Source organism: Lacinutrix venerupis (assembly GCF_003663945.1).
Lineage (GTDB): Bacteria > Bacteroidota > Bacteroidia > Flavobacteriales > Flavobacteriaceae > Lacinutrix > Lacinutrix venerupis.
Genome location: NZ_RCCH01000003.1, coordinates 24,968 through 50,202 on the forward strand (window position 1 = coordinate 24,968; position 25,235 = coordinate 50,202).

A 25,235-nucleotide genomic window follows, 5' to 3' on the forward strand; every position below is an offset into this window, starting at 1 on the left:
GTTTAAATCTAAGCCCTAATTATAAAAATGAAAAAAAAACAATTAAATATAAAAATGAGAACAGAGCAAAATAAAACTATTGTTTTATCTCTTTTCTTTGCTCTTTTTTCACTGTTTTCATTTAGTCAAGTTAAATCATCCATAGACTCTACTTCAATAAAAATTGGTGCACAGGTTACTTATAAAATAGAAGTAGATACAGATACAACATCTTTAGTTATTTTTCCAGAAGGCCAAACATTTTCTCCTATGGAAATGATTGAGTCTTACACAATAGATACAACAAAGCAAAACAATAGATATAATCTTATTAAAAAATACGGATTAACACAATTCGATTCTGGAAAGTATACTATACCAAGACAAAAAGTATTAATAGGTACTAAAACATTTTTTACAGATTCTTTAAATGTAGAAATTAGAGAAGTTGTTGTAGATACAACAAAACAAGGTTTGTACGACATTAAACCAATTATAGAAGTAGAAAAAAGTGTTGGAAATTGGTGGAAATATCTACTATTAACAATTTTTATTATTGCCTTAATAGCTTTTTTACTATGGTGGTTTATATGGAGAGTAAAACCATTAACCAAAGAAGAAGAAATTGCATTATTACCACCTTACGACCGTGCAAAATTAGCATTAAAACAGTTAGATGAAAGTAATTATCTTCAAAATGAAAACTTAAAAGGTTATTATTCAGATTTAACATTCATTATTAGAAAATATCTTGACGAGAAAGTGTATGATCGTGCGCTGGAAAGTACAACAGACGAGTTAATTACTAGATTAAATTTATTAAAAGAAGGCAATCAAATAGAATTAAGCAAAGACGATATTAATAATATTGAAACCATTTTAAAGCGTGCCGATCTAGTAAAATTTGCAAAAGGAACACCAGATATTGCATTAGCAGAAATAGATAGAAAAACAATAGATTTAGAAATCGACCACGTTAAGGAAGCATTGCCAGAACCAACCGAAGAAGAAAAACTTTTAGATAAACAATATAAAGAAGACCAAGAACGTAGAAAGAAAACTAAAAAAATCGTGCTAACTGTTGGTATTGTTGCATTTTTGTTATTAGGGACATTGGTGGGTTTTGGTTACAAATATGGTTTTGGTTATGTAAAAGACACTATTTTAGGTCATGAAAGTAAAGAACTTTTAGAAGGAGAATGGGTAACAAGCGAGTATGGTTTTCCACCAATTACCATTTCAACACCAAAAGTTTTAAAACGAATTGAAATTCCAGTAGCTCAAGATCAAGAGAACCAACCAAAATCTAGTAGTTTTTCTTATGGCACAATGTTAGATGTGTTTAATGTAACTGTAAATACAATACAGTTTCCTAAGCAAATGCGAAATGCAGAAACTCAAGAACAAGCAAATACTCCAGAAGTGGATTTAGTTGCATTGTCTGAAAAAGCACTGCAAGGTATGGAAGCTAAAGGAGCAAAAAACATTATAGCTTTAAAAGATAAATTTAAAACTCCAAATGGAGCCGAAGGATTAAAATCTCACGGAACCATGAATATTCCAACGGTAGGAAGCGATAAATTAAGAGAAGCAAAATTTAGTTTTGTGTTATTTACTGCAGAAAACGTATTGCAACAAGTGGTTATTATTTACCCAGATAACGATACTTATGCAAACGATATGGTAGAACGTATATTAAACTCAATAGAGTTAAATCCAAAAACAAAATAATGTTTGAAGGTATAGAATTTTTAAATAAAGGTTTTTTCTGGTTGTTATTACTACTACCAGTAGCGATACTATGGTATTATTTTAAAAATAAGCATCAAACAGCCGAGTTAAAAATATCAAGTTTAAAAGGCTTTAAAGTTACTAATTCATGGTTGCCTAAATTAAAACACCTTTTATTTGGGTTAAGGTTAATAGCATTAACAGCTTTAATTATTGCAATGGCAAGGCCAAGAACTGTAGATGTTTCAACAAAAACAAAAACAACTCGAGGAATAGATATTGTTATGGCAATAGATGTTTCTGCGAGTATGTTAGCAAAAGACTTAAAACCAAATAGATTACAAGCCCTAAAAAAAGTAGCTGCAGAGTTTATTAAAGGTAGACCTAACGACCGTATAGGTATTGTAGAATATGCGGGAGAAAGTTATACAAAAACGCCAATAACAAGCGATAAAAGTATTGTTTTAAATTCTCTTAACGATATTAAATATAATACAATAATAGAAGGAGGAACAGCTATAGGTATGGGATTAGGTACTGCTGTAAACCGATTAAAAGATAGTAAAGCAAAAAGTAAAGTAATTATTTTACTAACAGATGGTGTAAATAATTCTGGAGCTATGAATCCTAAAATAGCAAGTGAATTAGCTGTAGAATTTGGAATAAAAACATACACTATTGGAATAGGTACAAATGGTATGGCGCTTTCACCATATGCAACAAAGCCTAATGGGCAATTTCATTATCAGAGAGTTAAGGTTGAAATAGATGAAGCTTTGCTTAAGGAAATTGCACAAGTTACAGGAGGAAAATACTTTAGAGCTACAAATAACAAGAAGCTAGAAGAAATTTACGACGAGATTAATAAACTTGAAAAAACAGAAATAGAAGAATTTAAATTTTATAATTACGAAGAAAAATTTAGATGGTTTGTTTGGGTTGCGGGAATTTTACTATTATTTGAGTTGTTATTACGAATCACTATTTTTAGAAGTTTTGTATAAAATCTAAAAAAAATAATCACTAGCAAAGCAGTTGTAAAAAGTAAAAAAATATATTGTATTTAGTTATAAATAAAACAGTTAAATAAAATTTTGAGTAAACATTAATACATTGTTTACTTATATAGAATACTAATAAAAAATGCAGTTAGAAGAAAAAATATGGTTTTGGGCATTACTAGTTATTCCTATAATTTTAGTCCTTTTTTTAGTGCTTCAAATTTGGAAAAGGCACACGCAAAATAAATTTGCTAATCAAGCTATTTTAAAACGGTTAAGTCCTAATAAATCAGTATTTAAATCGGTACTTAAAATTGTAGTTCTTTGTTTAGCATTTGCTAGTTTAACAATCGCTTTAGTAAACCCAAAAATTGGTTCAAAATTAGAAACAGTTAAACGCGAAGGTGTAGATATTGTTTTTGCTGTAGATGTTTCTAAAAGTATGCTTGCCGAAGATATTGCACCAAACCGTTTAGATAAATCTAAACAATTAGTAACACAAATAATTAATAATTTAGCTAGTGATCGTGTGGGTATTATTGCATATGCAGGTAAAGCATTTCCGCAATTACCAATTACTACAGACTATGGTTCTGCAAAAATGTTTTTGCAAAACATGAATACAGATATGTTATCTTCTCAAGGAACAGCAATTAACGAGGCTATAGAACTTGCAAAAACATATTACGACGACGACCAGCAAACCAATAGAGTTTTAGTTATAATTTCGGATGGAGAAGACCACAGTGAAGCCTCTGCAAACGTAGCAGAAGAAGCTAGCGAAGCTGGAATTAGAATTTTTACTATTGGTGTAGGTAGTGAAAAAGGAGGTCCAATACCTATAAAGCGAAATGGAATTGTTTTAAACTACAAAAAAGACAGGCAAGGAGAAACCGTAATTACTAGGTTAAACGAAGAAACTTTAAAAAATATAGCCACAGAAGCTAACGGTGTTTATATAAATGGTAATAACACCAATAATGTGGTAGAGCAAATTAGAGATATTTTAAATAAAATGGATAAAACCGAATTTGAATCTAAACAATTTGCAGCTTACGAATCTCAATTTCAATGGTTTTTAGGCTTAGGAATATTACTTTTATTTTTAGATATTTTCTTTTTAGAACGAAAAACAGCTTGGCTAAAAAAGTTGAATTTGTTTAACGAGAATTTTTAATACAATAAACTGAAAAAAGTTTCAATTTAATTTTTATAAAATCCTTAACACTAGACAATTCAAAGCTTTTATATATTTATACGCTAAATAATTTTAAAAGAGACTCCTGTTTTTACAACAGCAAAAGATGAAAAATATAATAACCTACATATTAATTTTTACTATTTCATTAGCTTTCGCACAGCAAGAGGATAAAGAAAAAGAACGTCAAAAATTAAATCAAAAAGTAAATAATTTAATTAGCGACGCTAATGATTTAGCTAGTAATAACGAGTTTGTAACAGCAGAAATGGAATATAGAAAAGCTATTTCTGGAAAACCAACAAGTGTTGCTGGAACATATAACTTAGGGCATTCATACTACAAAAAAGGAAATTATGATGAAGCGTTATATCGTAATCAACAAGCAGCTAAAAATGCTACAGATAAACTAGAAAAACATCGAGCATACCATAATATTGGAAACATATTAATGCAAGAAGATAAATGTAGTGAAGCTGCAGAAGCGTTTAAAAATGCACTTAGAAATAATCCATTAGACGAGGAAACACGTTATAATTTTGCTTTAGCAAAAGAATGCGCTAAAAACCAAGAACCTCCACAAGAAGAAGATAATAAAGACGATAAGGATAAAGATAAAAAAGAAAACGAAGACCAGAAAGAACAAGATAAAAAAGAGCAAGAAGATGAAGGAGAGAATAAAGAAGATAATAAGGATCAAGGAGACGATGATAAAAAAGAAGGCGACCAAAACGAAGACGAAGGTAAGCCTGATGAAGAAAAAGATAAAGATGGTGAAGGTAACGATGAGAAAAAAGAACAACCCAAACCACAACAACAACCAGGAAAATTATCGCCTCAACAAATCCAAAACTTATTAGAAGCAATGGATAATCAAGAACAAAAGGTCCAAGATAAAATGAATGCCGAAAAAGCAAAAGGAGCTAAAGTTCAAACAGAAAAAGATTGGTAATAAAGTTTAAAACAAAGAGTTTTAACTAAGAAAACACTTATTTAAAATCGAGTTTTTTAACATTATAAATGAAAACAATAAAACACATAGCAATTTTACTATTTATACTTTCATCAAGTATATTAAGTGCCCAAGTGCAATTTCAAACTAGAGTAAGTAAAAAAACTTTAGGTTTAAACGAGCGTTTGCGTGTTGATTTTTCTATGAATAAAGATGGAGACAACTTCAATGCTCCAACCTTTGATGGTTTTGATATTGTTGGAGGTCCTAATCAATCTGTTAGTAATTCTTGGATAAACGGAAAACGTTCTTTCGAGAAAACATACAGTTATTTCTTAGCACCAAAAAGAAAAGGCAGTTTAATGATTGAGTCTGCTAGTATAGAAATAGATGGTGTTACCTATAAAACTAATTCTATTGTAATTACTGTAACTAAAGAAATACAAAAACCTAAAGACCCAAATAGTGTAATAGCAAGTGATAATATTCACTTAGTTGCAGAAATATCTAAAACAAACCCATATTTAAACGAAGCTATAACAGTAGTTTATAAACTCTATGTAGCGCCAAATACAGGCGTAAGTAATTGGAGAGAAACAGACGATCCTGAATATGACGATTTTTGGAGCCAACACATAAACCCAAAAGGTCTTAAAATAGAAAGAGGGCAGTATAATGGAGAAGACTACCAATATGTTGTATTACGTAGAACCGTTTTATATCCTCAAAAAACAGGAAAATTAACAATAGAACCTTTACGTTTAAATGTTACAGCAGAAGTTCCAACGAAAAGACGAGATATTTTTGGACAGCGTTTAATGAGTAAAGTTAATGTTCCTGTAGCTGCAGGAAAACATGTAATTAATGTAAAACCACTTCCAGAAGCAGGAAAACCACTAGATTTTTCTGGAGCAGTTGGAGACTTTAAATTTACATTAAGCACATCTAAAAAAGAATTGAATGCCAACGAATCTTTACAAGCAAAAGTTTCGGTATCTGGTAAAGGAAATTTAAAACTATTATCCTTACCTAAATTAACCTTACCAAACTCATTAGAAGTTTACGAACCAGAACACAGCGAAAATGTGCGTACTAGTTTAGCAGGTATGCAAGGTGAAGTTTCAGATAGTTACACTATTGTACCACAATACAAAGGAAAATATCCTATACCAACAATTTCCTTTTCTTATTTCGATTTAAAAACAGAAACCTATAAGCGTATATCTTCTAACGAAAACATTATTAACGTGTTAGAAGGTCCTGTTTATGGTGCTTCAGATAATAATTTAACAGCAGAAGGAGCTCCAAAACAAAATGTTATTTTAAATAACGATCAATTTGCATTTATTAAAACAGAAGCGAATTTAGTTTCAAAAAATAAAGCTCAGTTTTTTAAATCAACAGCTTTCTGGACTTGCTTATTAACTCCATTTTTAGCCATTCCTCTTGCTATTGTTTTTAGAAGAAAAAGAGAAAAGCGTGCTGGAGATGTTGTAGGTAATAGATTAAGAAAAGCAGATAGATTGTCTAAAAAATATTTAAGTGAAGCTAAAAAAGCATTAGGACAAAAAGAAGCATTTTACGTCTCATTAGAAAAAGCTTTACATAATTATTTAAAAGCAAAATTAAATATTGAAACAAGCGACTTAAGTAAAGAAAAAATAAGAACACTTTTAGCAGAGCGTGAAGTTGAAAATACCGTTGTTTTAGATTTTGAAAACATACTTGAAAATTGTGAATTAGCAAGATACACGCCTATAACAACAGTAACAATGCAGCAAGATTATGATAAAGCAGCTAGCACAATTAACTTAATAGATAAGCAAATTAGATAGACTTTAGTTTTTACGAAAAGTAAATATGAAAAACATATTCTACATATTATTATTTTTCTTCGTAAGTGTTTCGGCACAAAACGAAAAAATATTTGAGCAAGCAAATACCTTATACAATACAGGTAGTTTTGCTGAAGCATTAGATAGATATAAAGTAATATTAGAAACAGATAAACATTCTGCAGAGTTATATTTTAATATTGCTAATGCCCATTACAAGCTTAATCATATTGCTCCTTCAATATATTATTATGAAAAAGCCTTATTATTAAATCCTAACGATGAGGATATAAAAAACAACTTAGCTTTTGCTAACAATATGCGTATTGATGCTATAGATACGCTACCAGAAGTAGGTTTAAAGCGATTTGTAAAAAAAGCAGCAAATAGTTTAACTGTTGATAGTTGGGCAAAATTATCGGTGTTTTTAGTAGTTCTTTTTGTGTTGTTTTATTTATTATATTATTTTACCTTTAAAACTGGAAAAAAACGATTTTACTTTATAAGCAGTTTTACATTAATTGTTTTAGCTTTTATTGCTTTAGCATTTACATTTTACACTTATAATTTATCTAAAAAATATAGTCCAGCAATAGTGTTTGCTAAAGAATCACAAGTTAAAAGCGAACCAAATTTGCGAAGTGATGAAGCATTTGTTCTTCATGAAGGAACCAAAGTTCAAGTTTTAGATACGGTTAAGAATTGGAAAAAAATTCAATTAAGTGACGGTAAAACAGGATGGCTTAAAAATGAAGACATTAAACTGTTAAATGTTTTTTAGACTTTATTTAACAAATAAATGATCGTTTAGATTTATATTTGCAACTTCAATAAATTGCTGAGCATGCAGAGAAAAAAGATATCGATATTTTTAACTATATTATTTATGGCTATTATTACAGCGCCATCAATAATTATGGTTGTAGACGATTCTTTAGATATATCTGTTTTCTATAGTCTTTCAGAAGAGGAAGAAGAAACTACACATTTAAAAATAGTTTTTCCTAAAAACGACAATACAGAAAGCTTATTTAGCGATTTATATAATATTGATGAGCTAGATTATTTTTTTAAAAAATACGCAAAGCCTCATTTAAGCTTTACCTCTCCACCGCCAGATTTTATTTAATATTTTTTCGTTAGACATTTAATTGTCCCCAATAAAAAAAAATATTAAAATCACTACTGAAAAAACTTCAGTAGTATAAAATCATTATATCAAATGTTTAAAACATTAAAAAGCGACTTGCCTGCAAGTGTCGTAGTATTTTTTGTCGCGTTACCTTTATGTTTAGGTATTGCTTTAGCCAGTGGAGCACCTCTTTTCTCTGGTTTAATTGCCGGAATTATTGGAGGTATTGTAGTAGGAGCTTTAAGTGGCTCTAAAATTGGAGTTAGTGGGCCTGCAGCAGGTTTAGCTGCTATTGTATTAACAGCTATAGGAACTTTAGGTGGTTATGAAAACTTTTTAGTTGCTGTGGTACTTGGTGGAGTAATTCAATTACTTTTTGGTGTTTTAAAAGCCGGAATTATTGGATATTATTTTCCATCATCTGTTATAAAAGGAATGCTTACCGGAATAGGAATTATTATTATCTTAAAACAAATTCCTCACTTTTTTGGTTACGATGCAGAACCAGAAGGAGCAGATAGCTTTGTAGAAGCTTCTGGAGAAAACACATTTTCTGCTTTATTTAATATTTTCGATAACTTAATAATAGGCTCAATGGTAGTTGGCTTTATAGCATTAGGTATTTTACTATTATGGAGCAATGTGTTAGTTAAAAAAGGAAAGTTTTTTGAAATTATACAAGGACCATTAGTAGCAGTTGTAGTTGGTATTATTTTTTATATGGTTACACAATCTAACGAGACTCTTGCAATTGCAGATTCTCATTTAGTTAGTGTTCCTGTTCCAGATAGTATAGATTCTTTTCTTGGTCAATTTAGCTTCCCTAATTTTGCAGCAATAACAAATCCAGAAATTTGGGTTGTAGCTTTCACCATAGCACTTGTAGCAAGTTTAGAAACTTTATTATGTGTAGAGGCGACAGATAAGTTGGATCCAGACAAAAATGTAACACCAACAAATAGAGAATTATTAGCACAAGGTGCAGGTAATATATTATCTGGATTAGTAGGTGGACTTCCAATTACACAAGTAATTGTAAGAAGTTCTGCTAATATTCAATCTGGAGGAAAAAGTAAATTATCTACTATTTTTCATGGTTTCTTATTATTAATTTCGGTTATTTTAATACCATCTTTATTAAATAAAATTCCGTTATCTGTATTGGCAGCAATTTTATTAATTGTTGGTTATAAGTTAGCAAAACCAGCATTATTCTTAAAAATGTATAAGTTAGGTTGGAAACAATATGTACCATTTTTTGTAACTGTAGCCGGAATTGTTTTTACAGATTTATTAGTAGGTATTGGTTTAGGTTTAGCAGTTGGTATTGTAGTTATTTTATTAAAAAGCTACCAAAACTCTCACTTCTTACACATAAAAGATAAGAGTAATGGTAAACATAAAATTACTATGGAACTTGCCGAAGAAGTAACATTTTTTAACAAAGGAGCCATTTTAAAAGAATTAGATAGTTTACCAAGAGATACTTATTTAGAATTTGACATTACAAAAACTAGATATCTTGATTATGACATTGTTGAAATTCTTGAAGATTTTGCATTTAAAGCAAAAGAAAGAAATATCGATATTAAATTAATTTCTAAACGTGGTGTTGTAGAAAACCCACTAAGTTTTATAGAATTCTTCCAGCTTAGACCAAAATCTAGTATTAGTTTAAGCTAAGCGCTATGAAAAACAATAGATACAAAATATTAGTACTTTCCGATTTTAAAAAACCGGAAAGTACTTTATTAAAAAGTAGCGTTGGCTTAGCTAAAATTATTGGAGGAGAAATAAACTTATTTCACGTTAAAAAACACACAGATATTGTTAAGAGAGATAATCAATTCTCTGCAATGAGAAGTTTAAACGAAGAACATAACAATACTATAAAACGAATAGATAACTTAGTAAACAAATTTTCAAAAGCACATAATTTAAAAATTAGTGGAGATTATGCTTTTGGAAATATTAAAGAAGAGATAAAGAAACAAATTAAGCTTTATAATCCAGATATTATTGTTTTAGGACAACGAGATGCTTCAACATTTAAGTTAATTGGAGATAGCATAACACGTTTTGTATTAAAATCTTTTAATGGAATTATAATGATTACTTCAAATAAAAATGCGTTAGAACCAGATAAAAAAATAACTTTAGGTGTTTTAAATGATTCTAATAAAATTTTTAATACTAATTTTTCTAAAGATTTAATAACACATACAACAACACCTTTAAAATCTTTTAAAATTATAAACAGTCATATTGAAGAAGAAAATATCTCAAGTTTAATTGAAGAAAAAGTAATAGAGTATAAGTTCGAAAAAAATGATAATGCTTTAACTACACTATCTTCTTATCTTTTAAAAAATAACATAAATTTACTGTGTGTAGATAGAAATAAAAAACAAAATAAAAGCACACAAAACATACCACTAAATGATGTGGTAAATAATATAAACGTTTCATTATTAGTTTCTGAAGCATAATAACAATTAAATAAAAAATAACATATACATATGAAAGCGCATACAAAAGAAACACAAGCTACAATGACACCAGAAAAGTCATTACAGTACTTAAAAGAAGGAAATAAAAGATTTCAAGATAATTTAAAAGCTAATCGTAACCTTTTAGAGCAAGTTAACGATACTAGTGATGGCCAGTTTCCATTTGCAACTATTTTAAGTTGTATAGATTCAAGAGTCTCAGCAGAATTGGTTTTTGATCAAGGTTTAGGTGATATTTTTAGTGTACGTATTGCAGGTAACTTTGTAAACGAAGATATTTTAGGAAGTATGGAGTTTGCTTGTAAATTAGCAGGAACAAAACTTATAGTAGTGCTTGGCCACACAAGTTGTGGTGCAGTAAAAGGAGCTTGTGATCACGCAGAAATGGGTAATTTAACAAAGTTAATAGAAAAAATTACACCGGCAGTAAATGCTGTTTCAGAGCCTAAAGACGAAAGCTTAAGAACTTCTAAAAATTTAGATTTTGTTGATGAGGTTTCTAAGAAAAACGTAGAATTAACAATAGATAGAATTCACGCAGAAAGTCCAATATTAACAGAGATGGAAAAGAATGGTGAAATAAAAATTGTTGGTGCTATGTATAATATTAATAGTGGTGCTGTAGAGTTTTACTAAAATTAACATACATATAAATGAGTCGATTTAATTTAAAAAAGACTAGTAAAATAGCAACACTAATCATTTTATTAGTGTTGCCTTTTTTTGCAATGAGTCAAGATAGTAATTTAGGAAATTGGTTAATTTACATTGGTAATAAAAAATTAAATTCTAAATGGAATATCCATAATGAAGTTCAATATAGAAATTACGATGCCGTTGGAGACTTAGAGCAGTTACTACTTAGAACAGGAGTAGGTTATAATTTATCTGATAATAACGATAATATTTTATTAGGATATGGATATATTTTATCTGAAAATTACATAGGTGATACAGATGAAAAAGTCTCTGTAAATGAACATCGAATTTTCCAGCAATTTACTACAAAACAAAAAGTAGGTAAAGTTGGTTTAAGTCATAGATATAGGTTTGAACAACGTTTTGTTGAAGATGATTTTAAAATGCGTTTTAGATATTTTTTAGGAATAAAAATACCGCTTCAGTATAAAGAAGAAGGTAAAAATCCTTTGTACATGTCTTTGTATAACGAAATATTTTTAAACACAGAGTCTTCTGTTTTTGATAGAAACAGAGTATTTGGTGGTTTAGGTTATACCTTTTCAGATAATTTAAGACTAGAATTAGGTTATATGAATCAGTTTTATGAAAACTCAGGAAGAGATCAAATTAATATTATTGCTTTTGTAAATTTCTAAACAAAACTTTGCTCAAACGTTTCTGTTTATGTAAAAATTAGACTATTTTAATACAAATATTAATAAACTATGAAGAATTTATTTTCAAATATTAAAGGTGATGCATTTGGCGGTATTACTGCAGGTATAGTTGCCTTACCATTAGCTTTAGCATTTGGTGTTTCTTCAGGTTTAGGTCCAGAAGCAGGACTATATGGAGCAATATTTATAAGTTTTTTTGCTGCACTTTTTGGCGGTACTGCAACTCAAATTTCTGGACCAACAGCACCAATGACAGCTGTTAGTATGGTAATTATTGCAGGTATTGTAGCTGCTAACGATGGTAGTGTAGAGCAAGCATTACCAGCAATATTAACCGTATTTCTTTTAGCAGGCCTTATACAAATTGGGCTTGGATTTTTAGGTTTAGGAAAATATATAAGATACATACCTTATCCTGTAGTGTCAGGTTTCATGACGGCAATTGGAGTAATAATATTATTAACACAAATTTTACCTTCAATTGGCTATTACCCTAAAGAAGATATAGAGTTTGTAGCACAATTTAAACCACAAGCCGAAGAGGTTATATTAGAGAATATTCTTAAAGAAGAAGCAGGAGAAGGAATTTTAGTACTTGAAGATTTTAAAGAAACCATTAATCGAGCACAAAAAATAACACCAGAACAAATTTTAAATGAATCAAAAACTTTAGCAGCTAAAGAAGCATCTGGTACTGTAGGAGCCATAAAAGTGTTACCAAGAGCATTAAAAAATATTAACTGGTTGGAGCTCATGTTAGCATTAGGTACCATATTTATAATTTATGGTTTTAAGCGTATTACAACTGCAATACCAAGTACATTGGTAGCCTTAGTTATAGTATCGGGAATTGCTTATGGATTTAATTTAGGTTATCGTCCTATTTCAGAAATTCCTGGAGGAATACCAATTCCAAGACTAGAAATGTTTACAAATTTTAGTCTAGGAAGCATTACTCCATACATTTTTACAGCACTTACATTATCCTTATTAGGTGCAATAGATTCATTATTAACTAGTGTAGTGGCAGATAATATGACCAAAACTAAACACAAACCTAATAAAGAATTAATTGGTCAAGGTATTGGTAATAGTATTGCTGCTGTTTTTGGAGGAATTCCAGGAGCTGGTGCAACCATTAGAACCGTTGTAAATATTAATGCCGGAGGAAAAACTAAATTATCTGGTATGATTGCAGGTGTAATGTTATTATTAATAATGTTAGCATTAAGTGATGTTGCATCAAAAATTCCAGCAGCTGTTTTGGCAGGAATTTTAATAACCGTAGGTATTGGTGTTATGGATTATAAAGGACTTAAAGCCATACCAAGTTTACCTAAAGATATCAAACTAGGACCTGTTAAACTAAGCTCTGAAGTTTTAATAATGCTTTTAGTTTTATTTCTCTCTACATTTTGGGATTTAATTTATGCTGTTGGTATAGGTTTAATTATAGCATCTCTTATGTTTATGAAAAAAATAGGTGATTTAACTGCAGAGCGTTCCGATGTAAAATCACTAAAAGAAGAAGCATGGGACGATGAAGATAATTTTCCTTCAGCATTAAAAGAAGAGGTTTTTATAAAGCATCTTAAAGGACCTTTGTTTTTTGGGTCTACAAGCGATTTTCAAGCATTAACAGAACAAATTCCAGAAACGGCAAAAACAGTTATTTTAAGGTTAGGCCGTATGCAATATATGGATCAATCTGGTTTATATGCTATGGAAGATATGCTTCAAGATTTAAAAAAGAAGGGCGTAAGAGTTTTATTTGTTGGCTTGCTTAGGCAACCACGTTATATGATGGAGCGAATAGGTATTATTCCAGAATTTATTCCAAACGAGCATATTTTTAAAGATTTTAAATCATGCTTGAAATGGATTAAATCTAATGTAAAAGATGTGTATTAAATTTATTTTTTTTAGATAATATTTTTTTAAAAAAAAGAGATAAAATCCAGCATAATATCAAAACCTAGACTAGACTTAATAGTATTATATAAGTTTTTTACACCTTATTTTCATCTTCTGCATTAATATCATTTTCATCATTTTCAGACTTGATAATAGTAGGAAAAATAATAGGAGCTATAGATTTAACAGGTTCGTAAAGTATAGAACCCTCAATATGCTCTTCGTCTACAAAAGTAATTGTGTTATTCATTTTATTAAAAACAATTAATAAAACACTTAATATTAAACCTATTTTAAGAGCGCCAAAGACGCCTCCAAGTAGTTTATTTAAAATGCCAAGAGAAGCAAAATCTGCTAGTTTGGTAAATGCTTTTCCTGCTAAAGAAATAACAAGAATAATAATAACAAAAGTAATTGCAAAAGCTGTAATATTAATAGTTTTTTCGGCCCATTCTGTTCTACTTTGTAAAAAATCGGCAACAAAATAGCTAAAATGAATAGCACCATAAACACCAGCAACTAGCGAAACTAAAGATGCTACTTCAACAAAAAGACCTTTTAAAAAACCACGAACCAAGCCAAAAAGCAGTAAAGCTCCTAAAACAATATCAATAACAGCCATAATATTATATTTTTAGCAAATATAACCTAACTTTGCAACTTTCAAACCTTATACTTTTAACAAGAACATGTCAAGAGATCAAGAATTAAAAGAACGATGGGAGTTGGTAGTAGAAAAACTGTCTAACCAATTTGCAGATGGAGAGCAACTTGATTTAGATGCTATAATTTATTTAATAGGAATTCAAGAATTAGGACAATTAGATCGCAAATTTAAAAAAGACCATAAACTAGATTTAATGCATATTGCCATTTGTAAACTATTAGTACCATATGGTTATTACGAATTAGATTTTGTAGATGAAGATGGTTGGCCACACTACCTAATTAAAGAGCAATTACCAAGCCTAAAAGCAGGAGAACAAAGCGTTTTAATGAAAGAAGCTATTGTTAACTATTTTGTTGAAACAGAATATATAAATTAAACTATAGTAATTTTTAAAACGATACGTTTTATTTTAAATATACAGATGCAGAAGAAATGCATTAATTTGTTTTTAATAGACAATAAATACAATAAGGCATTTAATAGAGATAAAATTTATAAATTTGCCATCATTTTATAATGACGTTATGATAGATAAAATAAAAGAACTTATTGCTGAAGCAGAAAGTTTTAAAGCTCAATCTAAAGAAGAAGTAGAAGCTTTTAGAATAAAATATTTAGGAAAGAAAGGTTTACTTAACGATTATTTTGCCGAGTTTAAAAATGTTGCTAACGAGCAAAAAAAAGAGTTCGGTCAAGTAATAAACCAATTAAAAAATACTGCTCAAAATAAAGTTAATACTTTAAAAGAAGAGTTAGAGAATACTAGTACCGATAGTTTAGGCAATTTAGATTTATCAAGACCTGGAGAACCTATTACATTAGGAGCAAGGCATCCTATATCTATTGTTAAAAACGATATTATAGATATTTTTTCTCGTATTGGTTTTAATGTAAGTGAAGGACCAGAAATTGAAGATGATTGGCATAACTTTACAGCATTAAATCTTCCAGAATATCATCCAGCAAGAGACATGCAGGATACCTTTTTTATACAAACTAATCCAGATATTTTATTACGTACACATACAAGCTCTGTTCAAGTGCGTTATATGGAAAATAATCAACCTCCAATTCGAACAATATCGCCAGGTAGAGTATATAGAAACGAAGCAATTTCGGCTAGATCACATTGCTTTTTTCACCAATTAGAAGGATTATATATAGATAAAGATGTAAGTTTTGCAGACTTAAAACAAACATTACAATATTTTACAACCGAACTGTTTGGTAAAGCTAAAATTAGATTACGTCCATCGTATTTTCCTTTTACAGAGCCAAGTGCAGAGGTAGATGTTTATTGGGGACTTGAAACAGAAACAGATTATAAAATTACCAAAGGAACCGGTTGGTTAGAAATTGGTGGTTGTGGTATGGTAGATCCTAATGTATTAACCAATTGTGGAATAGATGCTAACGAATATTCTGGTTTTGCTTTTGGTGTTGGTATAGATCGTATTGCTATGTTACTTCATCAAATAAGTGATATAAGATTGTTAAGTGAAAATGATATTAGATTTTTAGATCAATTTAAATCTGCTTTATAAAATTTAAAAAAATATTATAAATTAAAAATCCCAATGATATCTACATCATTGGGATTTTTAATTTGTTATTGTAATCTTTTAATAATCTGTATTGAATATTTAAAGATTAGCTTTTGTGTTTTAATTACTGTAATAAGCTATATACAAATTCTGGGTAACCACGCTCTCCCGCTTCATTAAATAAAGCTAAAAACTTAAGTTTATATAGGTTTCCATCTGTATCGCTAACAATGTAAAATACATTATCTTTTAAAGATGGAGAAGAATTTGGTCCTCCGCTATTTCTCCAGCTACTTCCAATACTTCTTTGGTCTAAAGAAAATAATGTATTGTCAATATCTGCTAGAGTAAAGTTATCATAAGATAAATCTGTTTCTACTTCAGTATCTATCATGTAAACTTTTGTATCTTCTTTAATATTGCTTAAAACAAAATCAGAATAAAAATAAGGTCCATAACTATCTGCACCAATAAAAACTTCATCAGTAAACGTTGTAAAATTTAAATCCCAATCTTCTTTTGCTGGTTCTATAACAATTTCACTATTAGTATTAAAACTAAAAAAAGTATAGTTGTAATTAGCATTTTTAAAAATAGTAACTTCTTGGTGAGTTGTAGCATCTAAATCTGCATATTGTAAAATGTAGTTTGCTCCATCTTGAAGCACTCTAATTTTTTTCCAACCTCTTGGGTCATCAGAAGTATCAATACTACCTGTAGCTGGAGTTTCTGTACCAACTTCTTTCCCTAAGTTTACTAAATAAACATTGTTATTGCTATCTGTAGCAGAAATTTCTGAAATAGCAGTAGCATTTAAATCTCCAGAAGGGTCATCAACATATTGCATACTAACTTCATTATAAGTATTTGTTCTTACCATAGGTTGTAAATCCTGTATTTCTTGGTCGCTAGAAGTTACTGCATCAATATCTGTTGCAGTTAATTGTGCAGCAGCCATAGCTATAGATCCATTAATTACAACTCTAAATTCTGTACCAGAGTAAAAGCCTAAATCCCAAGAATCGCGTTGCACACTTGTTGTTGTATTTGTGCTTAAATCTACATATACTTGGTTTTGTTGGTTTGGTCCTCCTACAGATGGTGCTATTGCAGCTCCTTCAATAATAATATTTAATGGTCCTGCAACAGTATTGTTATCATCATCACTACTACAATTAGTAAATACTAATGCAGTTAAGCAAAGTGCTAGAGTAAAAAATTTGTTTTTCATGTTATTGTTGTTTAAAAGTTTAAATTATATAATAGTTTTAGGTAAAAAGATCGTCCGTAGCCTAATAAAAGACTGCTATTACTAGCGCTGTGTGCTCCAGTTGTTGAAGCACCATTAATATCTACACTTGTAACATCTAATAAGTTTCTAATTCCTGCTGTAGCTTGAAGTTTATTGTTAAAAAAAGATTTCTTAACAGAAGCATCCATCCAGCTATAAGCATTGGTATTGTATTTTTTAAAGGTGCTGTTTCCGTTAGCATCGCTAACTTCTGCAATGTATTTTTGTTGTTTTCCGTTGTGCTTAAAAAGTACAGTTAAAGCAGTGTCCCATTTTTCTATTAGATAGCTTGCACTTGTATTAAGCTGGAAAGCATATAAAAAGTCGTTTTCGGCATTAACTTCGTCATTGATAACTCTAGAAATACCTTGTACGGTTGCACCTAAATTAAACGTCCAATTATTTTGTTTTATAACGTTTTCAGATGTGAAACCAATTAACCTATAGGCATCAATATTTATGTATTGGTATTGTAAAGGTGTTGGATTAACAATGGCTAGTTCAATTTTATCTTCTAAATTTATATAGCTTAGTTTTAAATTGTTAACCATAGACGTGTTGTTAAACCAACTACGTTTTTTAAAGTTTAAAAATGCTGAAAAACCAGCTTCTGGATTTAAATTTTCATTACCTCTAACATCGTGATTAGAATCTACAAAGTAGTAGTATAATTCTTCGAAGTTTGGCGTTCTGTACGATGAGCCAATACTAGCGCGAAGCTCGTAACCTTTATTGAATAAATATCTGGCACTAAACGACCCTAATAGTTTTGATTTAAATTTAGAATTATATTCGTATCTAAGTCCTGGACGCAGTGAGAGTTTGTTGGTTAATTCAAGTTCAGAAGAAGAGAATACTGCAAAATTATTCTGTTTTAATTTTTTATCTTGTTGTGTAACATCTCCAGATGCTTGCGTATCAAAACCAGTTATAAACCTAGTTTCGTAACCTAATTGATAATTAAAATTATCACTGTTAGAAAGATTATTTATAGTTCCTTTAGAGAAAAAGACATCGCTAGATTGGTATTCCTCATCGGTTTCATCAGATTTTTCTTTAGTAACTATATAGTAGTTATATTCGTTTAAATCTCTTTTTTGCGTTTGGTAAGATAATGAAGCATTATAATTAGCACCAGAATTTAAGCGCCCACTTAAATTTAAATTATTTACAAATCTATTTGTAGTATAAACTCTATCGGTAGCAGATGGATTACTAGTTTGGTTAGCAACATCTATATTAGGCCTTACTGCAGCATCATAAAAATTTAGCTCTTCGTTAAAATATTCAAACTTGTAAAATAGCTTAAAATTATCTGTATTATAATTTAGGTTTGCTTTAGTGGTTAGTTGTGTTTTTGGTAACCAATCATAACCGCGTAAACCATCATTTAAATAGTAATCTTCACCTTGTCTTTCGTTAAAAAAACCAGCAAATTGATTACGGTTAAAACCAATTTTAGCAGCCCATTTTTCGTTAAAATTATGACCAATATTTAATGCTTGTATATGTCTTCCTTCATCAAACCAAGCGTATTCATCACTTACTGTTTCTTCTTGTACAAAGGTTTGTATTTGCCAATCGTGATCAATATTTTTTTTAGTTATTATATTAATAACACCAGATACTGCATTGGCTCCATAATCTACTCCCATTGCGCCTTCTACAATTTCTATACGCTCTATGTCATCTAGATTTATTTGTGTTAAATCTATATTATTACCTAATCCATTATCACTAACTAAAGGAATATTATCTAATAGAATATTAAAGTATTGTGCATCTAAACCAAAAAATGAAATGGTCGAGCGACCAGTAGACGCACTTGGTATAATGTTTAAATTTAGGTTAAAGTTTAGTAAGTCTGCCAGATTATTTGCAGCTTGCTGATCTATTTTTTTTCTATCAATAACAATAACGTTATGTACAGATTTTTTAATAGACTGTGGGTTGTATTGTCCAGTAATAATAACTTCTTCAAGATCTGTTACGCGTGTAGAATCTACAATTGCAGTATTTTTTTGTTGCGCAAATAAGCTCGCAACTAAAAAAAAAGAAAAATAAACCGTTAAATAGTTTTTATTTAGAATCATTCTTGATTAAATTCGCTGCAAATATATATCTTATTTTAATTCAGTCTAAATAAGAATGACGTTTTTTACAATAAAATTATAAACATCTAAAAATGAAAAGATTAACAGTTTTGCCATTATTATTAATAGTGTTTTCGCTATCTCTAACAGCTCAAAGCAAGAAGAAAAAAGACCAAGAAGCTATAAAGAGCATGTGTGGTTGTTATGAGGTGACGTTTAATTTCACCGAAACATTTAATTACAGTCAAGATTCTTTATATAAACCTTCAGACACTAAGATTGCTTCAGGTTTAGAATGGGCACAATTAGTAGAAGATGATGATAATAAAATTTCAATTCAGCATCTATTACAAGTAGGTAGTCCAGATGCACCACATATTGTTAAGCATTGGAGACAAGATTGGTTATTTGAGAATACAGATTTTTATATGTTTAATGGCGACAATAAATGGACGTACCAATCTAAGCCTAAAAAAGAAGTTAAAAACCAATGGACGCAAAAAGTATATCAAGTAGACGATAGTCCTCGTTATGAAGGTTCTGCAACATGGGTGCATGTAGATGGTAAAAGTTTTTGGGAAAATACAACAACAGCACCATTGCCAAGACGTGAGTACACAAAAAGAAGCGATTATAATGTAACTGTAAGAGGAAATAGACATGAGATTACTAAATACGGTTGGTTACATGACCAGGATAACGAAAAAGTAATTAGAGAAACAGGAAAAGAAGACGTAATTTTGGCAAAAGAAAAAGGATATAATACTTATGTTAAAGTAGACGATAGTCGTTGTAAAGCATCACAAGATTGGTGGAAAAATAGTCAAGAAAAATGGGCTAAAGTACGTGCCAAATGGGATGAGGTTTTTGCAAGAAATCAAAACCTAGAATTACACGCTAAAGTAGATAATAAAGTATTATTTAAATACTTATTTGATGACGAAAATTACGCAACAAAAGAACAAATAAACCCATTAATTGAAAGCTTTATAGTAAAATAAATGAAAAATTTAATCAGAGTAGCTATACTTTTTATAAGTATACAAATTACAGCACAAGACAACGCATTATTAAACAGAAAATTTTGGAGCCCAACAGTTTCTATTGAAACCGTAAAAAAGGCAATTGCAGAAGGTAATAATCCATCGCAATTAAACAATAATAACTTCGATCCATTGGTGTATGCAATATTGCAATCTGCACCAAACGACGTTTTAAAATTTATGTTATCTATAGAAGGAAACGATGTGAATAAATTAACACATGACGGACGTACGTATATCTTTTGGGCAGCCTATGCCGGTAACGATACTATAATGCAGTACCTTATTAGCAAAGGCGCAAAAACAGATATTTTAGACGACCATGGTTATACTATATTAAATTTCGCAGCAAACGCAGGACAAGCCAATACAGAGGTTTATAATATTTGTTTAGAAAATGGAGCCAATTTAAAAAACGATGTTAATCACAATGGAGCTAATGCTTTATTATTAGCAGCAACAAGTAACTTTGAATTGGTAGAGTATTTTCAAGATAAAGGCTTAGACATTAAGAGTACAGATAAAGATGGTAACGGTATATTTAATTACGTTGCAAAAAACGGAAACATTGAAGTTTTAAAAAGTTTAGAAGCAAAAGGCTTAAAAGGAAACGACCAAGCATTTATTTTTGCAAGCCAAGGTACACGAGGTAACACAAACGGTATAGAGGTTTACGAGTATTTAGAAAGTATTGGTTTAAACCCTAATACAAGAACTAGTGATGAGGTTTCACCATTACATAATGTTGCTACAAGAAATAAAGATCTTAAAGTAATAAACTACTTTATTGAAAGAGGAAATAATGTAAATACTGCCGATAAAAATGGAAACACACCATTTTTAAATGCAGTGAGAAGTAACTCGGTTGAGGTAATAGAAAGCCTTTTAAGCCAAGTTAAAAATATTGAACAAGCCAATAAAAAAGGAGAAACAGCTTTAATGCTTGCTGTACAAAACAACAGTGCAGAAGTTGTAGAGTTATTATTATCTAAGGACGCTAATATTGAAGTAAAAGACTCAAAAGGAAATAATTTAGCGTATTACTTAATAGAATCTTATAATCCAAGAAACGAGAAAGGTTTTGAAAATAAATTACAACTATTACAAAAAAGTGGGTTAGAATTTACAAAACCTCAAGATAATGGTAATACATTAATACATTTAGCTTTAGATAAAAACAACGTTAAATTTTTAAAGCAAATAGCACAATTTGAAGTTGATGTAAATGCGGTTAATAAAGACGGCTATACAGCACTACATTTAGCAGCAATGAAAGCTACAAACGACAAATTATTAAAGCATTTATTAGCGATTGGAGCCAAAAAAGATGCTAAAACAACTTTTGATGAAACAGCTTTTGATTTAGCATCAGAAAACGAAATGTTATCTCAAAAAGACATCTCAATAAACTTTTTAAAATAAATATTACAAAATGAAAAATTTTAAACTAATTTTTAGCCTAGCTGTACTTAGTCTGGTTATGTTTTCTTTTTCAAAAATTGCGCCTTCAACTAAATACAAGTGCATGGTGCAAATGACTAATTATACTGGTGAAGGCGCATATATTGCAATTTCATTAATTAATCCAGAAGGTGAGTACGAAAAAACACTTTACGTGCAAGGTGATGATGAAGAATGGTATCATGACATTACACAATGGTGGAAATTTCAAGGTAAAGTACGCACAAATATTGATGCTTTAACAGGAGCAACAATTTCTGGTGGCGAGCGTGCTATTAGCGTTATAGAAATAGAAGATTCTAAAATAGATTCTGGTTACAGTATACGTTTTGAAACAGCAGTAGAGGATCAAGAATATTACACAAAAGACGTTGAGTTTTTACTAACATCAGAGAGTGTAAAAAGCAAAAAGGAAGGCACAGGATTTATACGTTATATACGTTTAATGCCTAACTAAACACGTATCTATGATCATTTCTATTTGGAGGTATAGTCACTTAGCATTAGCTATAACTTCTTTTGTATTTGTTTTTTTAGCAACAGTTACAGGAATTGTGTTGGCTTTTCAACCAATTTCAGAACAAATACAACCTTTTAAAATAGATGGTATAGAGCATTTAAATGTAGAGCAAACAGTTGCTACATTTAAAAAACAATATCCAGAAATTATTACAATAGAAGTAGATGCAAATCAATTTGTGTCTGCTTCTGTAATAACTAAAGATGGTAAATCTTTAAACGGTTATTTTAATCCTAAAAACGCTTCTTTTTTAGGCGAAAAGCCCGAAGTTTCAAACCTCTTTAAGTTTACAACCAATTTACACCGCTCCTTGTTTTTAAAAGGCGTTGGTCGTTTTTTTGTAGGCTTAGGTTCTTTTTTACTATTCTTAATTGCCGTTACAGGTTCTATTTTAATTATTAAGCGCCAAAGCGGCATTAAAAAGTTTTTTGCAAAAGTTGTAAATGAAGATTTTGCCCAATATTGGCATGTTATTTTAGGTAGACTATCTTTAATACCAATACTAATAATCACGCTTACAGGTGTGTATTTATCTTTATTAAAGTTTGATGTAATTGAAGAAAAAAAAGAAAAACACACTATAGATTTTCAAACTACAGCCGAAGTAGAAATCAAGCCTGAAACTTCAGTGTTTAAAACCACTACTTTAGATCATGTTGAGACTTTAGAGTTTCCGTTTTCTACAGATGAAGAAGATTATTTTACTCTAAAATTAAAAAATAAAGAACTTCTTGTACACCAATATTCTGGTCAAGTTTTAAGCGAAGTAAAAAACCCAATAGTAACTTTTTTATCTAATTGGAGTTTAGTTTTACACACGGGAAAAGGTAGTATACTGTGGTCTATCATACTATTAATTGCGTGTATAAACATTTTGTTTTTTATCTATTCTGGTTTTAAAATGACTATAGATAGACGTAAAAAAACAGTATTCCCAAAAAATAAATTCACTAAGGATAATGCAGATATTGTTATTCTTGTAGGATCTGAAACTGGTAGCACTTACCATTTAGCAACAGCCTTTTTTAAAGCTTTGTTAGATAAAGGTAATCGTGTTTTTATTTCAGATTTAAACAGTTATACCAGTTATAAAAGTGCTTCGCAATTAATTGTATTAACATCAACTTATGGTGAAGGTGAAGCACCAATAAATGCTAAAAAGTTTTTAACGTTATTAAACACTGTAAAACAAGAGCGCTTAATACATTATGCCGTTGTAGGATTTGGGTCTCTACAATACCCAGAATATTGTAAATACGCACAATTAGTAGATGCTAATTTACAAGTGCATAAGCAGTTTCAGCCCAATATGGAGTTGTTTAAAATTCATAACCAATCTGAAACCGAATTTAAAAATTGGGCTACAAAATGGAATAATATTGTTGCATCTGGTTTAGATATAGCAAACTTAAAAGTATCTAATAAACCAAGAAAAGAGCAGTTATTTACGGTTGTAAATAAAACAGAAACTAATATAGATAACACTTTTTTAATTACTTTAAAACCTAATAAAAAACTTAAGTTTAAGTCTGGAGATTTACTATCTGTAATTCCTAAAAAGGATAAAATAGAGCGTTTATATTCTATTGGAAAAATAGATGGTAATATTGTTATAAGTGTAAAAAAACATGAGTTTGGTGTATGCTCAAATTATTTTTATAATTTAAAAAAGAATGCACAAATAAAAGCTGTAATTAACAAGAACTCAAATTTTAATGTGCCTAAAAAAGCACAAAGTTTTATTTTTATTTCAAACGGTACAGGAATTGGCCCTTTTTTAGGTATGATACAGCAGTATAAACCTATTACAAAGCATCTTTTTTGGGGAGGCAGAACACAACAGTCGTTAAAACTTTATAAAAACACTATAGATAGTAGTTTAAAAAATAACACATTAACTAGTTTTAATGTGGCTTTATCTCAAGAAACTAGTGATAAAGTTTATGTGCAAGATATTCTTGAAAAACAATATACAATTATTGCAGATGTTTTAAATACAAAAGGTGTAATAATGATTTGTGGTTCTATTGCTATGCAAAACCAAGTGTTAGAAGTATTAAATAAAATTACAACTGAAAAATTACAGCAACCATTAAGTGTTTTCGAGCAGAACAAACAAATATTAACCGACTGTTATTAATCTATAAAACAATATTATGTGTAAAGGAATACAAGCGATTAATAAAACATCTAAAGGCGAATTAAATTTTTGTGGAAACTGCCAGCGGTTTCATTTAGAATTTAATAATATTTATTTTGAGTTTACGCCTGTAGAGTATAAGCAGTTTAGAAAATATGTACTTTTAATTGAATCAGAATTTTGGGAAAGAAAGTACTCTAACATTAATGTTAGACGTAGAATTCCAATTCCAACCTTACAAGAAAATTTAGTTTTAATGTTTAATAGGCAGGAAGTAGCAGAGCTTAAAGCATTAATTACTAATAAAAAGGAAGCTGTTTTTAATACAATTTTAAATGTAGATGATATAGATTATACGTTTATTATTAATTAAAGATAAGAGACTTTTTTATTGTTTAAATTTGCACAAAATTAAGTTTTAAGAGATTTAAATAAATGAAAAAAGACATTACTATACCTGAGGTAAAAGATATACATGTTGCTGTTGTCCAGGAAGAACATATAGAATATAAAACGTTAGACTGGAATGCTTATATTATAAATAATAGCGATCAAGATTTAGATACAGTAATTATAGTGTCTCAAGGTTATAACGATACTAAAATGACGCCACCAATGCGCCATACTATAGCTAAGCTACCAGCAAGAAGTTATGCTAAAATAGAATACTTACAAACTAAAGTATTGGCCTTAAATAATACTTTTAAAATTACTTTTTTTGAAGGCAATACAATGTACGACAAAACATATTTGTTTAGAAAAAATACAATTAACGATAAGGCTTTACAAAGCGTACCATTAATGCAATTAAAAGGTATTTTGGTTAAGTAATTAATCTCATTTGGTTGTGTTAGCGATTGCAG

23 protein-coding genes are annotated in these 25,235 nt (G+C 29.7%); 20 read left to right on the forward strand and 3 right to left on the reverse strand.

Annotated features, from left to right (window positions below; translation table 11 throughout):
• Positions 1-27: 27 nt before the first annotated feature.
• From CLV86_RS04850 to CLV86_RS04905, 12 genes are all read left to right on the forward strand, one after another.
• Complete coding sequence (locus CLV86_RS04850; RefSeq protein WP_121050307.1) at positions 28-1,710, forward strand: hypothetical protein; 1,683 nt, start codon at positions 28-30, stop codon at positions 1,708-1,710.
• Positions 1,710-2,714: a vWA domain-containing protein gene (locus CLV86_RS04855; RefSeq protein WP_076731689.1), complete on the forward strand. Its 1,005-nt coding sequence runs from the start codon at positions 1,710-1,712 to the stop codon at positions 2,712-2,714. The genes CLV86_RS04850 and CLV86_RS04855 overlap by 1 nt, the downstream gene beginning before the upstream one ends.
• Positions 2,715-2,853: 139 nt before the next feature.
• The gene (locus CLV86_RS04860) at positions 2,854-3,888 is read left to right on the forward strand and encodes a vWA domain-containing protein (RefSeq protein ID WP_076731690.1); all 1,035 of its coding nucleotides are present in this window, start codon (positions 2,854-2,856) and stop codon (positions 3,886-3,888) included.
• Positions 3,889-4,015: 127 nt separating this feature from the next.
• On the forward strand, positions 4,016-4,861 hold the full coding sequence (locus CLV86_RS04865; protein ID WP_121050310.1) for a tetratricopeptide repeat protein: 846 nt from the start codon (positions 4,016-4,018) through the stop codon (positions 4,859-4,861).
• Positions 4,862-4,929: 68 nt separating this feature from the next.
• Positions 4,930-6,696: a BatD family protein gene (locus tag CLV86_RS04870; protein ID WP_076731692.1), complete on the forward strand. Its 1,767-nt coding sequence runs from the start codon at positions 4,930-4,932 to the stop codon at positions 6,694-6,696.
• A gap of 25 nt (positions 6,697-6,721) precedes the next feature.
• The gene (locus tag CLV86_RS04875; RefSeq protein ID WP_121050314.1) at positions 6,722-7,477 is read left to right on the forward strand and encodes a tetratricopeptide repeat protein; all 756 of its coding nucleotides are present in this window, start codon (positions 6,722-6,724) and stop codon (positions 7,475-7,477) included.
• A 105-nt stretch (positions 7,478-7,582) separates the two neighbouring features.
• On the forward strand, positions 7,583-7,825 hold the full coding sequence (locus CLV86_RS04880; RefSeq protein WP_241828216.1) for a hypothetical protein: 243 nt from the start codon (positions 7,583-7,585) through the stop codon (positions 7,823-7,825).
• A 93-nt stretch (positions 7,826-7,918) separates the two neighbouring features.
• The gene (locus tag CLV86_RS04885; protein WP_121050316.1) at positions 7,919-9,511 is read left to right on the forward strand and encodes a SulP family inorganic anion transporter; all 1,593 of its coding nucleotides are present in this window, start codon (positions 7,919-7,921) and stop codon (positions 9,509-9,511) included.
• Positions 9,512-9,516: 5 nt separating this feature from the next.
• Positions 9,517-10,317, forward strand: coding sequence for a universal stress protein (locus CLV86_RS04890; RefSeq protein WP_121050319.1), 801 nt, complete (start codon positions 9,517-9,519; stop codon positions 10,315-10,317).
• A 30-nt stretch (positions 10,318-10,347) separates the two neighbouring features.
• A complete protein-coding gene (locus tag CLV86_RS04895) occupies positions 10,348-10,974 on the forward strand; it encodes a carbonic anhydrase family protein (protein WP_076731696.1) in 627 nt (208 codons plus the stop codon).
• A 17-nt stretch (positions 10,975-10,991) separates the two neighbouring features.
• Positions 10,992-11,675, forward strand: a complete 684-nt coding sequence (locus CLV86_RS04900) for a DUF2490 domain-containing protein (protein ID WP_121050322.1) — start codon at positions 10,992-10,994, stop codon at positions 11,673-11,675.
• Positions 11,676-11,744: 69 nt separating this feature from the next.
• The gene (locus CLV86_RS04905) at positions 11,745-13,607 is read left to right on the forward strand and encodes a SulP family inorganic anion transporter (RefSeq protein WP_076731698.1); all 1,863 of its coding nucleotides are present in this window, start codon (positions 11,745-11,747) and stop codon (positions 13,605-13,607) included.
• A 97-nt stretch (positions 13,608-13,704) separates the two neighbouring features.
• On the opposite strand, the gene CLV86_RS04910 is transcribed toward CLV86_RS04905, so the two are convergent.
• A complete protein-coding gene (locus tag CLV86_RS04910) occupies positions 13,705-14,232 on the reverse strand; it encodes a CvpA family protein (protein ID WP_076731699.1) in 528 nt (175 codons plus the stop codon).
• A gap of 67 nt (positions 14,233-14,299) precedes the next feature.
• Between CLV86_RS04910 and CLV86_RS04915 the strand changes: the two genes are divergently transcribed.
• Together CLV86_RS04915 and pheS are read left to right on the forward strand one after the other, a co-directional pair.
• On the forward strand, positions 14,300-14,656 hold the full coding sequence (locus CLV86_RS04915) for a hypothetical protein (protein WP_076731700.1): 357 nt from the start codon (positions 14,300-14,302) through the stop codon (positions 14,654-14,656).
• Positions 14,657-14,804: 148 nt separating this feature from the next.
• Positions 14,805-15,824 (forward strand): phenylalanine--tRNA ligase subunit alpha, encoded by a 1,020-nt coding sequence (gene pheS, locus CLV86_RS04920; RefSeq protein WP_076731701.1) that lies wholly within the window; start codon positions 14,805-14,807, stop codon positions 15,822-15,824.
• 124 nt (positions 15,825-15,948) lie between these two features.
• Here the strand turns inward: pheS and CLV86_RS04925 are convergent, their stop codons facing one another.
• Together CLV86_RS04925 and CLV86_RS04930 are read right to left on the reverse strand one after the other, a co-directional pair.
• Positions 15,949-17,055, reverse strand: coding sequence for an HmuY family protein (locus CLV86_RS04925; RefSeq protein ID WP_121050325.1), 1,107 nt, complete (start codon positions 17,053-17,055; stop codon positions 15,949-15,951).
• A gap of 11 nt (positions 17,056-17,066) precedes the next feature.
• Positions 17,067-19,208 carry a TonB-dependent receptor plug domain-containing protein gene (locus CLV86_RS04930; protein WP_121050328.1) on the reverse strand — a complete coding sequence of 714 codons (2,142 nt, stop codon included), beginning with the start codon at positions 19,206-19,208 and terminating at the stop codon, positions 17,067-17,069.
• A gap of 92 nt (positions 19,209-19,300) precedes the next feature.
• On the opposite strand from CLV86_RS04930, the gene CLV86_RS04935 reads away from it, so the two are divergent.
• From CLV86_RS04935 to CLV86_RS04960, 6 genes are all read left to right on the forward strand, one after another.
• The gene (locus tag CLV86_RS04935) at positions 19,301-20,209 is read left to right on the forward strand and encodes a DUF6607 family protein (protein ID WP_121050331.1); all 909 of its coding nucleotides are present in this window, start codon (positions 19,301-19,303) and stop codon (positions 20,207-20,209) included.
• The gene (locus CLV86_RS04940; RefSeq protein ID WP_121050334.1) at positions 20,210-21,673 is read left to right on the forward strand and encodes an ankyrin repeat domain-containing protein; all 1,464 of its coding nucleotides are present in this window, start codon (positions 20,210-20,212) and stop codon (positions 21,671-21,673) included.
• A 10-nt stretch (positions 21,674-21,683) separates the two neighbouring features.
• On the forward strand, positions 21,684-22,169 hold the full coding sequence (locus tag CLV86_RS04945) for a DUF2271 domain-containing protein (protein WP_121050337.1): 486 nt from the start codon (positions 21,684-21,686) through the stop codon (positions 22,167-22,169).
• 10 nt (positions 22,170-22,179) lie between these two features.
• Entirely contained in the window at positions 22,180-24,372 is a 2,193-nt protein-coding gene (locus tag CLV86_RS04950; RefSeq protein ID WP_121050352.1) for a PepSY domain-containing protein, read from the forward strand.
• A gap of 16 nt (positions 24,373-24,388) precedes the next feature.
• The gene (locus CLV86_RS04955; RefSeq protein ID WP_121050355.1) at positions 24,389-24,745 is read left to right on the forward strand and encodes a DUF6686 family protein; all 357 of its coding nucleotides are present in this window, start codon (positions 24,389-24,391) and stop codon (positions 24,743-24,745) included.
• Positions 24,746-24,807: 62 nt separating this feature from the next.
• Complete coding sequence (locus tag CLV86_RS04960; protein ID WP_121050358.1) at positions 24,808-25,203, forward strand: hypothetical protein; 396 nt, start codon at positions 24,808-24,810, stop codon at positions 25,201-25,203.
• Positions 25,204-25,235 lie beyond the last annotated feature (32 nt).

Coding starts and splice junctions, on each gene's coding strand:
- CLV86_RS04870 (WP_076731692.1), top strand. CDS start 4,930: ATGAAAACAATAAAACACATAGCAATTTTACTATTTATACTTTCATCA.
- CLV86_RS04940 (WP_121050334.1), top strand. CDS start 20,210: ATGAAAAATTTAATCAGAGTAGCTATACTTTTTATAAGTATACAAATT.
- CLV86_RS04910 (WP_076731699.1), bottom strand. CDS start 14,232: ATGGCTGTTATTGATATTGTTTTAGGAGCTTTACTGCTTTTTGGCTTG.
- CLV86_RS04900 (WP_121050322.1), top strand. CDS start 10,992: ATGAGTCGATTTAATTTAAAAAAGACTAGTAAAATAGCAACACTAATC.
- CLV86_RS04875 (WP_121050314.1), top strand. CDS start 6,722: ATGAAAAACATATTCTACATATTATTATTTTTCTTCGTAAGTGTTTCG.
- CLV86_RS04885 (WP_121050316.1), top strand. CDS start 7,919: ATGTTTAAAACATTAAAAAGCGACTTGCCTGCAAGTGTCGTAGTATTT.
- CLV86_RS04905 (WP_076731698.1), top strand. CDS start 11,745: ATGAAGAATTTATTTTCAAATATTAAAGGTGATGCATTTGGCGGTATT.
- CLV86_RS04880 (WP_241828216.1), top strand. CDS start 7,583: ATGGCTATTATTACAGCGCCATCAATAATTATGGTTGTAGACGATTCT.
- CLV86_RS04950 (WP_121050352.1), top strand. CDS start 22,180: ATGATCATTTCTATTTGGAGGTATAGTCACTTAGCATTAGCTATAACT.
- CLV86_RS04915 (WP_076731700.1), top strand. CDS start 14,300: ATGTCAAGAGATCAAGAATTAAAAGAACGATGGGAGTTGGTAGTAGAA.
- CLV86_RS04945 (WP_121050337.1), top strand. CDS start 21,684: ATGAAAAATTTTAAACTAATTTTTAGCCTAGCTGTACTTAGTCTGGTT.
- CLV86_RS04935 (WP_121050331.1), top strand. CDS start 19,301: ATGAAAAGATTAACAGTTTTGCCATTATTATTAATAGTGTTTTCGCTA.
- CLV86_RS04960 (WP_121050358.1), top strand. CDS start 24,808: ATGAAAAAAGACATTACTATACCTGAGGTAAAAGATATACATGTTGCT.
- CLV86_RS04865 (WP_121050310.1), top strand. CDS start 4,016: ATGAAAAATATAATAACCTACATATTAATTTTTACTATTTCATTAGCT.
- CLV86_RS04855 (WP_076731689.1), top strand. CDS start 1,710: ATGTTTGAAGGTATAGAATTTTTAAATAAAGGTTTTTTCTGGTTGTTA.
- CLV86_RS04925 (WP_121050325.1), bottom strand. CDS start 17,055: ATGAAAAACAAATTTTTTACTCTAGCACTTTGCTTAACTGCATTAGTA.
- CLV86_RS04890 (WP_121050319.1), top strand. CDS start 9,517: ATGAAAAACAATAGATACAAAATATTAGTACTTTCCGATTTTAAAAAA.
- pheS (WP_076731701.1), top strand. CDS start 14,805: ATGATAGATAAAATAAAAGAACTTATTGCTGAAGCAGAAAGTTTTAAA.
- CLV86_RS04895 (WP_076731696.1), top strand. CDS start 10,348: ATGAAAGCGCATACAAAAGAAACACAAGCTACAATGACACCAGAAAAG.
- CLV86_RS04955 (WP_121050355.1), top strand. CDS start 24,389: ATGTGTAAAGGAATACAAGCGATTAATAAAACATCTAAAGGCGAATTA.
- CLV86_RS04850 (WP_121050307.1), top strand. CDS start 28: ATGAAAAAAAAACAATTAAATATAAAAATGAGAACAGAGCAAAATAAA.
- CLV86_RS04930 (WP_121050328.1), bottom strand. CDS start 19,208: ATGATTCTAAATAAAAACTATTTAACGGTTTATTTTTCTTTTTTTTTA.
- CLV86_RS04860 (WP_076731690.1), top strand. CDS start 2,854: ATGCAGTTAGAAGAAAAAATATGGTTTTGGGCATTACTAGTTATTCCT.